The organism is Paraburkholderia fungorum (genome assembly GCF_046027605.1).
Taxonomy (GTDB): domain Bacteria; phylum Pseudomonadota; class Gammaproteobacteria; order Burkholderiales; family Burkholderiaceae; genus Paraburkholderia; species Paraburkholderia fungorum_F.
This window is the reverse complement of record NZ_JAQQEF010000013.1, coordinates 53,132-64,302: the sequence shown is the minus strand read 5'-3', so window position 1 is coordinate 64,302 and position 11,171 is coordinate 53,132. Positions and strand designations below refer to the sequence as shown.

10 protein-coding genes are annotated in these 11,171 nt (G+C 62.6%); 7 read left to right on the top strand and 3 right to left on the bottom strand.

Annotated elements, in window-relative coordinates:
- Positions 1-131 precede the first annotated feature (131 nt).
- Entirely contained in the window at positions 132-1,370 is a 1,239-nt protein-coding gene (locus PQR53_RS21775; protein ID WP_408458210.1) for a Rieske 2Fe-2S domain-containing protein, read from the bottom strand.
- A gap of 351 nt (positions 1,371-1,721) precedes the next feature.
- Between PQR53_RS21775 and PQR53_RS21770 the strand changes: the two genes are divergently transcribed.
- From PQR53_RS21770 to PQR53_RS21760, 3 genes are read left to right on the top strand one after another with little or no spacing between them, the layout of a single operon-like run.
- On the top strand, positions 1,722-2,297 hold the full coding sequence (locus PQR53_RS21770) for a MarR family winged helix-turn-helix transcriptional regulator (protein WP_408458207.1): 576 nt from the start codon (positions 1,722-1,724) through the stop codon (positions 2,295-2,297).
- Entirely contained in the window at positions 2,294-3,514 is a 1,221-nt protein-coding gene (locus tag PQR53_RS21765; RefSeq protein WP_408458204.1) for a Gfo/Idh/MocA family oxidoreductase, read from the top strand. Before PQR53_RS21770 ends, PQR53_RS21765 begins: the two co-directional genes overlap by 4 nt.
- 54 nt (positions 3,515-3,568) lie before the next feature.
- Positions 3,569-4,627 carry a PDR/VanB family oxidoreductase gene (locus tag PQR53_RS21760; RefSeq protein WP_408458201.1) on the top strand — a complete coding sequence of 353 codons (1,059 nt, stop codon included), beginning with the start codon at positions 3,569-3,571 and terminating at the stop codon, positions 4,625-4,627.
- An 89-nt stretch (positions 4,628-4,716) separates the two neighbouring features.
- Here the strand turns inward: PQR53_RS21760 and PQR53_RS21755 are convergent, their stop codons facing one another.
- On the bottom strand, positions 4,717-5,745 hold the full coding sequence (locus PQR53_RS21755; RefSeq protein ID WP_408458198.1) for a 2Fe-2S iron-sulfur cluster-binding protein: 1,029 nt from the start codon (positions 5,743-5,745) through the stop codon (positions 4,717-4,719).
- Between the two features lie 24 nt (positions 5,746-5,769).
- Complete coding sequence (locus PQR53_RS21750) at positions 5,770-6,582, bottom strand: IclR family transcriptional regulator (protein WP_323048413.1); 813 nt, start codon at positions 6,580-6,582, stop codon at positions 5,770-5,772.
- A 627-nt stretch (positions 6,583-7,209) separates the two neighbouring features.
- Between PQR53_RS21750 and PQR53_RS21745 the strand changes: the two genes are divergently transcribed.
- The 4 genes from PQR53_RS21745 to PQR53_RS21730 are packed head-to-tail and all read left to right on the top strand — an operon-like array spanning position 7,210 to position 11,164.
- Positions 7,210-8,340, top strand: coding sequence for a porin (locus PQR53_RS21745; protein ID WP_408458194.1), 1,131 nt, complete (start codon positions 7,210-7,212; stop codon positions 8,338-8,340).
- An 11-nt stretch (positions 8,341-8,351) separates the two neighbouring features.
- The gene (locus tag PQR53_RS21740; RefSeq protein ID WP_408458191.1) at positions 8,352-9,419 is read left to right on the top strand and encodes an ABC transporter substrate-binding protein; all 1,068 of its coding nucleotides are present in this window, start codon (positions 8,352-8,354) and stop codon (positions 9,417-9,419) included.
- A gap of 15 nt (positions 9,420-9,434) precedes the next feature.
- On the top strand, positions 9,435-10,325 hold the full coding sequence (locus PQR53_RS21735) for an ABC transporter ATP-binding protein (protein ID WP_408458188.1): 891 nt from the start codon (positions 9,435-9,437) through the stop codon (positions 10,323-10,325).
- Positions 10,322-11,164: an ABC transporter permease gene (locus PQR53_RS21730; RefSeq protein WP_408458185.1), complete on the top strand. Its 843-nt coding sequence runs from the start codon at positions 10,322-10,324 to the stop codon at positions 11,162-11,164. The genes PQR53_RS21735 and PQR53_RS21730 overlap by 4 nt, the downstream gene beginning before the upstream one ends.
- Positions 11,165-11,171: the final 7 nt, after the last annotated feature.

Genomic DNA, 11,171 nt, shown 5'->3' with positions numbered 1-11,171 from the left:
AGGCCACCCTTCTGTCAGTCAGATTGCGCGCCACCAAGCCACGTTTCGTATCCACGGGTTGTCTCCGGTTCGCGTCCGTTGGGGCTCGTTTGGGTCCTCGGACTGTATTGGGGGTAATGCGTGCGCGCGTGCTACTCGTAAATCGCCACGAGATCGTCGGCAATCGGCGAATACTTCGCGTGCGTGCGCAGCATGAAACTCGCGAAGCCGTCGCTGTTGTGGTGTTTCTTGCGCTCGTTGGGCAGATCGATGCGTTCGTTACGCGATACATCGCGCACGATCCCCATCGGATCCTCGCCCTGCTCGACCTTTTTCATTTCCCGGCGCAGCACGCGCCGATAGAGCGCGACACCCTGGTCGGTCGCGCCGAGATTCTCACGCGTGCGATCGGCCACCGTGCCTTGCGTGATCCACGCCATCATGTCCTGACCGTCGACGTTATCGACGATGAATTCGCCGTGCTCGTCCCTGAACGGCACGTCGTAGATATGCACGCGTTCCTGGAGATGTTTCGGCACCTCGGCGTCTTGCGGCGGGATATACGCGTTGTACCAAAGGTGCAGCGTCTGTTCGTCGTCGACCGGCACGCGGATCTGGAACGAGTAATAGCGCGACGCCTCGTCGCCGTTGCCCACCGCCAGCATGTTCGGAAACACGATCGGGTGACCGATGCGCCAGTCGTCGGAATCCTCCGAATGGCCGGCCAGCAGCCGATGTTTCGTGATGCCGAACTCGAACTCATTGAACGCGATCTTTTCGTGCTTCGCGCTGATCGCCACCTTGATGCCTTCCTGTTCCTTCTGGAATTCATAGTGATGACCATGCAGCCACTCGGTGTGAATCGGATCGAGCGAGTTCTCCATGATCTGCAGCCAGTTGATCGGCAACAGCGCGCGGCCCATCATCCGGATCGCGCCTGGTGCGATGAAGCCGTCGAAACGCGGCAACAGCGGGCGCGGTTCCGGGCCCATGTACGCGAACAGCAGACCGCCCAGTTCTTCGACCGGATAGGCGTCGGTGGCGACCTTGTCGCGGAACGCGCAGTTGTCCGGCTCGTTCGGCTGGCTCAGGCACTTGCCCTCCACGCTGAATTCCCAGCCGTGATACGGGCACCGAATGCCCTCTTCGGTCGGGATACCGTGAGCGAACGACGCCCGCCGATGCGGACATTGCTCCGCGATCAGGCCGAGTTGCCCCTGACGGTTCCTGAAAAGCACCAGGTCTTCGCCGAGCAGGCGCACGCGTTTGGTCCAGCGATTCTCGAGTTCGACCGCGGCGCCGATCGGCTGCCAATAGCGGCGCATCAGGTTACCCATTGGCGTGCCCGGTCCAACTCGCGTTAAGGTCTCGTTCTGTTCAGCCGTCAGCATGGTTTTTGCGTCCCCAGGTTTTCAATGACGTCGGTTGATGGTTCGACAGCGCGCCGGCCCGGCCCTGATCTGCGATGAAGCCCGCCGGTTGGCACGTCCGCTTTCCAGATCATCTTATACTTAGTCATCTAAGTTTAAATAATGGAAAACACCGATGCGCCCTCGCACGCGCTTCGCCAACTCCTCGCAAAGTCCACTGGCAAAAGGTTTTACGACTTAGAATGTAAGTGTTTTCCGGGCCGCCCCGCGGTTGTTGCGCGCTCGAAGACCGGGACGTTGTTGACAACACAAACTTAGTTGGCTAATTTAAAAAACGCATGGTCCTACACATGCCACGACAAAGGTGAATGCATGAGCAAGAGTGAAAAATCCGCACGCGACCCACTGCCGGGCACCCTCCAGCACTGGCGCGAAGCGCTGCCCGAAGAACGGATGGCGCACCTCGTCAAGGACACCACGCGCGGCTTCTCACGTTCGCTCCAGGCGCGGCTGCGCGAACACGCGGTGCAATACGGGCACTGGACCTTTCTGCGCATCCTCTGGCAAACCGACGGACTCACACAACGCCAACTGAGCGAGCAGGCAGGTGTGGCCGAGCCCACCACGTTCTCCGCGCTAAAGACCATGGAAGCACTCGGATATGTGACGCGCCAGAAGCTGCCCGATAACCGCAAGCAGGTGCGTATCTTTCTGACACCTAAAGGCGCGAGCTTGCGCGCGCTGCTGGTGCCCGCCGCCGTGGAAGTGAATCGCATCGCGCTGTCGGGCATCTCGGTCGAGGACATTGCCGCCACGCGCCGCACCTTGCTCGCGATGATGGAAAACCTCGCGGGCGATCCATTCTTTGCGAATCGCGCGAATGCCGAATCGTTGAATGGCGAAAGCGGCCTGGGCATCGGCGACGACGCCGCGAGCGACGCACCATGAAGGCCCCAGGCACTCACGCAGACGCTGACGTGAAGCGGCCGATCCGGATCGGGATCGTGGGCTTCGGCACGGCCGGCCGTGCGTTCGTGCCCGCTATTGCCGCGCATCCCGGCTTCGAACTGACGGCCATCGTGGATCCCGCGCAAGCGGTGCGGCGCGCGGCCGTCGACGAATTCGGCTTCGCTGCGTATGACACGCTCGAAGCGCTGCTCGAACATGCCGAGGTCGACGCGATCTACGTCGCGTCGCCGACCACGCTGCATCGCGAACATGTGCTGCTCGCGTGTGCAGCGGGCAAGCACGTGCTCGTCGAAAAGCCGATGGCCGCCAATCTTGCCGACGCGCAAGCCATGGTCGCCGCCGCCGAAAGTGCCAGGGTCGTGCTGCTCGTCGGTCATTCGCACAGCTACGATCTGCCGATCCACGCAATGCGTGAGCTGATCGACGCAGGCGAGCTGGGCCGCGTGCAAATGGTCAACACCTGGTGCTTTACCGACTGGTTGTACCGGCCGCGGCGCGCCGACGAACTGGACGCGCGCCAGGGCGGCGGCGTCACCCTGCGGCAGGGATCGCATCAATTCGACATCATCCGGCTGCTGTGTGGCGGCGCCGCGCGCAGCGTGCGCGCGAAAACCTTCGACTGGGATCCGCAGCGCAGCGCCATCGGCGCGCATACGGTGTTCATCGATTTCGTGGACGGCGCCGCGGCCACCGCGATCTACAACGGCTACGGCCGCTTCTCCAGCACCGAACTGTGCGAAGGCGTCGGTGAGTGGGGCTTCAGGAGCGCGGGGCGCCCCGCTGCCGATCGCAGCACCGGCACCGCAGCCAAACAGGTCCGCACGCCCGAAGAAGAACTGCTCGCGAAGCAGGCCCGCGCGAAACACGCGATTCCAGGCGACGCCCCCTGGCAACCGTTCTTCGGTCTCACGATCGTCAGTTGTGAGCGCGGCGAAATCCGCCAGTCGCCGCACGGGCTGATCGTCTACACCGATGACGGCCGCGCCGATCTGCCGTTGCCCGCGGGCGGCTCGCCGCGCTCGCGCGTGATGGCCGAGTTTCACGATGCGATCAGCGGACGCCGCGCGGCGCTGCACGACGGCGCCTGGGGTCTCGCCAATCTCGAAGTCTGCGAGGCGGCGATTGCGTCGTCGGCGAGCGGCCGCGATGTCGAACTCAAACACCAGGTCGCGCTGAACAGAAGCGTCAGCGTGTGACCGCAAACGTGCCGGATTTTCCCAAAGGCGGCAGTAACGACTGTCCGATTGAAGATGACCGCTACCTTGATGCAACCCCTCTTCGCCGCTGAGCGTGCGACTAACGACGCTTGCGCCCCCTTGCCGGTAGAACCCGCTCGCCACGACGCGGCGAACCGGTTGTCGCTCGATGTCACGGCGAGAACCGAAATCGCCGAAGACATTGTCTTGTTCGAGCTGCAGGCACCGGATCGCGCCGCGCTGCCCCTCTTCTCGCCTGGCGCGCATGTACTGGTCCGCACGCCGGCAGGCAGCGAGCGCCGCTATTCGCTGTGCAATGCGCCGGCTGAGCGCAACCGCTATGTGATCGCGGTCAAGCTCGATGCAAGCGGTCGCGGTGGCTCGGCCAGCATGGTGAGCGAAGTGCGGGTCGGCACGCGGCTCGAGGTGGCGCCGCCGGAAAACTACTTCCCGTTGACGGACAACGCGTCGCGTTATTTGCTGATCGCGGGCGGCATCGGCATTACGCCGTTGCGCGCGATGATCGCCGAACTCGACGCACGCAAGGCCGATTACCGCCTGTTGTATTGCACACGCACGCCGGAGTCCACGGCGTTTCTCGATGAGCTGGCCACGCCCGAACGTGCCGCGCGTGTCACCGTGCATCACGACTACGGCGAGCGCGAGCGCTCCGTGGCGCTCGCGCCGTTTCTCGCGGCACGCGAAGGCAATACGCATCTCTATTGCTGCGGACCGCGTCCGCTGATGCAGGCGGTGCGTGAGGCTGCTTCGCACTGGCCGTCGTCGGCTGTGCACTTTGAAGATTTCGGCACCAGTGAATTCGCCGGCGCGGACGGCGAGACTTCGGGCGGAAAAACGTTCACCGTCAAGCTCGCGCGCAGCGGCGGCTGTGTCAACGTGCAGCCGGGACAAACGATTCTCGACGCGCTGCGGGCCCATGGCATCGAGACGCCGAGTTCGTGTGAAGCGGGTACCTGCGGTTCGTGCCGCACGCGGCTGATTGCCGGCGAGGTCGAACACCGCGACTTCGTGCTCGACGAAGACGAATACGACAGCGCGATCATGATCTGCGTGTCGCGCGCGCGCTCCGACGAGATCGTGCTGGATATCTGAAATCGACTGACGGTGCGCGCCATGCGGCTGCGCGCCGGCCAGGTCAGTGTGGGTTGCCATCTCTCAGGTTGGGCCGGGCCGCGCAACGCTCAATAGAACTGGTCGAAGTGAACCTGTTCGAACGGTACTTTTCGCGCCAGCAGTGTGCGCTGGATCGCCATGCCCATCGCGGGCGGCCCGGCGAAATAGATTTCCATGTCGCGCAGACGGTCGCCGAACAGCAAGTCGGCGAGGTCGTGAACGTAGCCCACGTGGCCGGTCCACGGTTCGCAGGCGTGTTCCTGTGTGTCGTCCGAGATCGCGGCCTCGAAGTGCAGGCGCTCATCGAAGCCCGGCAGTTGCGCGAGCATGTCGCGGCCGCATACATCGCGCGCTGTTCTGCCGCCGTACAGGAAGTGCAGTTTGAGATTCGCGAGTGAAGGATCCGCGGCCACGCCACGCGCAATCGAGATCATCGGCGCGAGGCCCGAGCCGCCAGCAACGCAGAGTATGTCGCGCGGCACATCGCGCCTGAGGTAAGCCATGCCGTACGGTCCATCGATGTCGATCCGCGCGCCGGATTCGAGCGTGTCGAACAGCACGGCGCTGCCCTGCCCGTTCGGTACACGGCGCACCTGGAAATGCAGGATGCGCGGCTGCTCGGCGATATTGCTCATCGAGTAGGCGCGCACGCCCGCGACACCCGGCAGTTCGAGCAGTGCGTACTGGCCCGGTTCGAACCGCATGTCGGCGGACAGTTCGAAGCAGAACTCGTGGATGTCGTGCGTGACCGGACGCCGCCCGGTCAGCGTGCCGGTGACGCGGCGCGGCGCGTGAATCGGCGCGTACTGCGCGGCCGGGCGCAGCTTGATGATGCAGTCGCCGCGCGGCGAGCATTGACAGCCGAGATAGCGGTTGCGTGCGCGGTCTTTATCGGTCCATGCCGGTGCCTGCTGCCATTTGACGTCGACTGCGCCTTCGAGCAGTTCGAACTTGCAGTTGCCGCATGCGCCGACGTTGCATTCATAGGGAAACGCAATGCCCGCCCGCAATGCGGAGCGCAACAGCGTGTCCTGCTGGTCGCAGTCGAACGAGAGGTCGGAACCCGCGAGAGTGATGCGATGCGCAACGTCGGACATACTGTTCCCTTCATCAGATTGGCGTCATATCGGCGGCCGGTACCCCAACGTGGACGAGATACCTTCAGCCGCATTCAACAGGTGCGGCACGCATGCGCGCAGCGCCTTCTTGGTCAACCGCTGCGACGGGCCACCGACCCCCACCGCCGCCACCACCGCGCCGGTCAGGTCGCGCACCGGCGCCGCGATGCCGCGCATGCCCAGCTCCGATTCTTCGTCGTCGATCGAGTAGTTCTCGCGACGCACTTTTTCAAGCGTTTTCAGAAACGCCTGCGTATCGGTGTTCGTATTCGGCGTGCGCGCGACCAGACCGGCTTTCAGCACCCGGGCGACCACGTCGGGCGTGCGGAACGCGACCAGCACCTGGCCTTCGGCGGTGCAGAACGCCGGCTTGCGCACACCGATATACGAGCGCATGCGGATCGCCTGATCGCTCTCCAGGTTGAACAGATAAACGATGCTGGTGTCGTCGAGTACCGCGAGGTGCACCGTTTCGCCCGTGTGTTCACGCAGCACGTGCAGAAAAGGCACGGCCTGCTTCGACACGTCGATCCGGCGGCGCACCAGCGCACCCAGCGTGAACAGCTGGATGCCGAGCCGGTAACGGCCGTTCTCCTCGTTCTGCTCCAGCAGGCCCTCGGAAACCAGCGTGGTGGCAAGACGATGAACCGTGCTCTTTGCCAGGCCCATGCGCTTCGCCAGATTGCTGATGCCGATCTCCGGCTCCTGCTCGGAAAACACCTTCAGTACGCGAATCGCCGCCGCCACCGACGACAACCGCCCGTCTCCCGCATCACCTTTTTCTTCCGGTATTGCTTGCGTTTCGGCACTTGTCATGGACTATATCCCAGTCTTTCAAATTGGAACAACGTTCCTTATAAAGGAACGATAATGTGTGCGGAGAAGGGTGTGAGGTTCTGACCGTCCGCCCATGGACACCCGTTCCCGCCTTGCACTACCGACATGATATCCGGACCGCCAGCCTATACGCGACAAGGCATTTAGCGATTGATGGCGATCAGGACAGAAGCGCCGCTGTCAGCATGGACTACTACCATGCGCCGCGCTTACGTTCCATATATGACGTTCTCGTTCCGCCTGGCGTAACACCGCAAACAACATGAGTAAATACCCTAGATGGCTTTTTCTTGACTTAGGTTCCTAAACAAAGCCAAACTCCTTACATCGCTCTTCGTGGACCGACGTTCCACATACAAGAACGATATCAGAAATTCAGCTCAGGCATCTGTGTCAGCCTCACCGCATCATGGGCCAGGCGTTGCACCGTATTCGTGGATCGGTCTGACGAGCGGGTACCAACAACCAGGTACCTGGCCGTCAAGGTTATGAATTTAGGCATCCGGAACGATCGTTCGGATCGTTTGGCAGCACCTGCTCTCATCGGCTATCAGAACAACCCGGCATACGACCGGGACCCCAATCAATCGCTGGGATGGAGACAACATGAAAAAGACAGTCGCGCTTCTCGCCTTGCCCATGATGGCAGGCGTCGCTCACGCCCAAAGCTCGGTGACCCTGTACGGCATGGTCGATGCCGGCGTCGTTTATATCAACAATCAATCGGGTCATTCCAATATCGAATCGGTTACCGGCCAGACCAACGGCAGCCGTTTCGGCTTTCGTGGCGTGGAGGATCTCGGCGGTGGGATGAAAGCGATCTTCGTGCTCGAAAACGGCTTCGATCCGTCGAACGGCAAATTGCTGCAAGGCGGCCGGCTGTTCGGACGGCAATCCTACGTGGGCTTGCAAAGCCCGTACGGCGCGGTGACACTCGGCCGCCAATACGATCCGATGACCGCCTACGTGGGCGAAATCGCCGCGACTTCGATGTGGGCGTGGGTCGCGACCCACCCCGGCGACTTCGACAATCTGAACTCGAACTTCCGCGTGGACAACTCGCTGAAATACACCACGCCCGACATGGCGGGCTTGCAGATCAGCGGCATTTTTGCGCCGGGCGGCGTGGCAGGCGACTTCGCGACCAATCGGATCTATACGCTCGGCGCCAACTATCAGCATGGACCGTTCACGGTCGCCGTGGCCTATGACCACCTGAACAACCCGGCCACTTCAGCGTTCGACGGGACGGCGCAACCCGGCTCGCCCGGCTTCACGTCGCCGGGCAAGAGCCCGGTATTCAGCGGCTATCTGTCCGCCAATACGATGGAAATCTTCGGCGCTGGCCTCGCGTACACCATCGGGCAGGCGAAGCTCGGGCTGGTCTATACGAATACCCGCTTCCACAACATTCTGCACACCGCGTCGACGCCGAACAGCGGTTCCGCGACGTTCAACAGCTACGAAGCGAACGCGCGTTACTACTTCACGCCGGCGTTTATTCTCGGCGCGTCGTTCGACTACACCCGCGCGGAAACCGCGAAATATGAGCAGGTCGACTTCGGCCCGGACTACTTCCTCTCGAAGAGCACCGACGTGCTGGTGGTCGGCGTGTGGCAGCACGCGTCAGGAATCGATTCGACCGGCAAGGCCGCGGTCGCCGCGATCGGCTCGCTCGGGCAATCCACCACGCCCACGCAGATCGCCGTCAAGTTTTCGTTGCGCCACCGTTTCTAAGGAGAGCACGAGTGAAGAGTTCAGGTTTGTTGCGCGTTGCTACGCTGACATGCGCCGTCGCGGCCGCGCTGCTGGTTTTGCCGGCCGCTCATGCGGCCACCGCGGCGGCGGCCCCAACCGTCGTTCACGTCGGCATAGCGAACGCGAGTAGCGATGTCGCGTTCTTCATCGCCGACAAAAAAGGCTATTTCCGCCAGGAAGGCATCGACGCGCGTTTCGTCCCGTTTGATTCCGGCGCGAAGATGGTTGCGCCGCTCGGCGCCGGTCAACTCGACGTGGCCGGTGGCTCGCCGTCGGCCGGACTGTATAACGCGGTGGTGCGTGGCATCGGCATCAAGGTTGTCGCGGACAAAGGTTCGACGCCGCCCGGTTACGGCTATCAGCCGCTGCTGGTGCGCAAGGACCTCGTGACGAGCGGACGCTACAAGACGCTGGCCGACCTCAAGGGCATGAAGGTGGCCGGCAGCGCGACCGGCAGTGCGTCGACCTCGACGATGAATGAAGCGTTGAAAAAGGCCGGTCTGAAGACGAGCGATGTCGAGCGCATCTATCTCGGCTTTCCGCAACACGTGATGGCGCTGGAGAACAAGGCCGTCGACGCCGCGCTGACAACCGAGCCGTCCGCCACCGAAGCCGTGCGCAGCGGCGCCGCGGTGCGCGTGATGGGCGACGACCAGATCTATCCGAATCATCAACTGGCCGTCGTGCTGTATTCGAGCGTTTTCATCCACGATCATCCGGACACGGCCAAGGCCTTCATGCGCGCCTATCTGCGCGCCGTTCGCGACTACAACGACTCACTCGCGAACGGCAGGATCGCCGGGCCGAACGCCGACGAGGTGATCGCGATACTCACGCAGTACACGCCGATCAAGGATGCGTCGGTCTATCGCACGATCGTGCCGCAAGGCACGAACCCGGACGGCAAGCTCAACATCGCCAGCCTCGAAAACGACCTCGCATTCTTCAAGCGCGAGGGTGTCGTCAAGGGCAACGTGACGGTCGCGCAGGTGGTGGACACCTCGTTCGTCGATGCCGCCGATGCCGCGCTCGGCCCCTATAAGCCACGCACCAAATAGCCGAGGATTACCGTTATGGCCACACCGTTAGTCTCATCGCCGTCGTCCGGTGAGCCGGCCCATCTGGCGCCGCACGCGTCGCACTCGCATGAAACCGCGCATGCGGACGCGGACGCCAAGATTCGCCTGCGTCATCTGACCAAGTCGTTCCAGACGCAAGGCGGCCTCGTCACCGCGCTCAATGACGTATCGCTCGACATTCCGTCCGGCTGCTTCTTCATGATCGTCGGCCCGAGCGGCTGCGGCAAGACAACCCTGCTGCGTATTCTCGCGAACCTCGAAACGCCGAGCTCGGGCAGCGTCGAGATCACCGCGCCCGCCGAATTCCGGCCCGGCAACTCGATGGTGTTTCAGGGCGATTCGCTGTTCCCGTGGATGACCGTCTACGACAACGCCGCCTATGGCCTCGCGCTGCGGCACGTGCCCAAAGCCGAGATTCGCGACGTCGTGGGCCACTATCTGAGCCGCACCGGTCTGACGCGCTTTGCGAAAGCGTATCCGCACCAACTGTCGGGCGGTATGCGGCAGCGCGTTTCGATTGTGCGGGCGTTCGCGAACGATCCGGACATCCTGCTGATGGACGAACCGTTCTCCGCACTCGACGAACAGAACAAGTTGCTGCTTCAGGAAGAACTGCTGCGCATCTGGGAAGAAACGCGCAAGACCGTGCTGTTCATTACCCATAGCGTCGACGAAGCCGTCACGCTCGGCGATCGCATCATGGTGATGACCGCGCAGCCCGGCAGCACGAAGCAGATCGTCGACGTGCCGTTCGAGCGGCCGCGCTCGGTGCTGGAGTTGCGCGCACGGCCTGAATACGGCGAATTCGTTTATTCCATCTGGGGCCAGTTGCGCGATGAAGTCGAGCGCGCGCGAGCCCGCGATCTTGGCGGAAAACAATCATGAAAACGGTCGTAAAGACAGCACAGCCATTGCCGGCCACGGCGGCCCGTTCGGCAAACACCGGCAAGCGCCGCTCATTGATATCCGGCAGACATCGCGACCGGCTGATCAGCATCGCATCGCCCGTCGTGCTGTTGCTTCTGTGGCAGATCGCAGCACAAACCGCCTTGATCGACGAGCGCTTCTTCCCCGCGCCGACGAAAATTTTCGCGACCTTCGTCGCCCTCGTCAACGACGGCTCACTCTGGGACAACACCTGGGCGACCCTGCAGCGGCTGTTCTGGGGCTGCCTGATCGGCGGTATTCCAGCGCTGCTGCTCGGCGTCGCAACGGGATTATCGCGGCCGTTGCGCGCGGTCTTCGACCCGTTGATCGCCGCGACCTATCCGGTGCCGAAAAGCGCAATCTTCCCATTGCTGCTGCTGATCTGCGGACTAGGCGAGGCGTCGAAGATCGCCATGGTCGCAATCGGCGTGTTTTATCCGGTGCTCATCAACACCGCCACCGGCGTGCTGGAAATCAACAAGATCTATCTGGACGTGGGACGCAACTTCCGCGCGAGCCGCTGGCAGGTGTTCCGCACGATCGCGTTGCCGGGCGCCGTGCCGCACATCATGAGCGGCATCAAGCTCGGTCTAGGCCTCGGTCTGATGCTGATCGCAATCGCCGAGATGATCGGCTCGAAAAGCGGTTTGGGTTACATGATCTGGAATGCGTGGGAACTGCTATCGGTGGAGCAGATGTACGTGGGCCTGCTGGTGATCGCCTTCCTCGGCTACGGCATTTCACTGTTATTGACCGAACTCGAACGCAAGCTGATTCCCTGGAAGGCAAGCCGCTGACCGTCGC

Coding starts and splice junctions, on each gene's coding strand:
- PQR53_RS21735 (WP_408458188.1), top strand. CDS start 9,435: ATGGCCACACCGTTAGTCTCATCGCCGTCGTCCGGTGAGCCGGCCCAT.
- PQR53_RS21775 (WP_408458210.1), bottom strand. CDS start 1,370: ATGCTGACGGCTGAACAGAACGAGACCTTAACGCGAGTTGGACCGGGC.
- PQR53_RS21750 (WP_323048413.1), bottom strand. CDS start 6,582: ATGACAAGTGCCGAAACGCAAGCAATACCGGAAGAAAAAGGTGATGCG.
- PQR53_RS21730 (WP_408458185.1), top strand. CDS start 10,322: ATGAAAACGGTCGTAAAGACAGCACAGCCATTGCCGGCCACGGCGGCC.
- PQR53_RS21745 (WP_408458194.1), top strand. CDS start 7,210: ATGAAAAAGACAGTCGCGCTTCTCGCCTTGCCCATGATGGCAGGCGTC.
- PQR53_RS21755 (WP_408458198.1), bottom strand. CDS start 5,745: ATGTCCGACGTTGCGCATCGCATCACTCTCGCGGGTTCCGACCTCTCG.
- PQR53_RS21760 (WP_408458201.1), top strand. CDS start 3,569: ATGACCGCTACCTTGATGCAACCCCTCTTCGCCGCTGAGCGTGCGACT.
- PQR53_RS21765 (WP_408458204.1), top strand. CDS start 2,294: ATGAAGGCCCCAGGCACTCACGCAGACGCTGACGTGAAGCGGCCGATC.
- PQR53_RS21770 (WP_408458207.1), top strand. CDS start 1,722: ATGAGCAAGAGTGAAAAATCCGCACGCGACCCACTGCCGGGCACCCTC.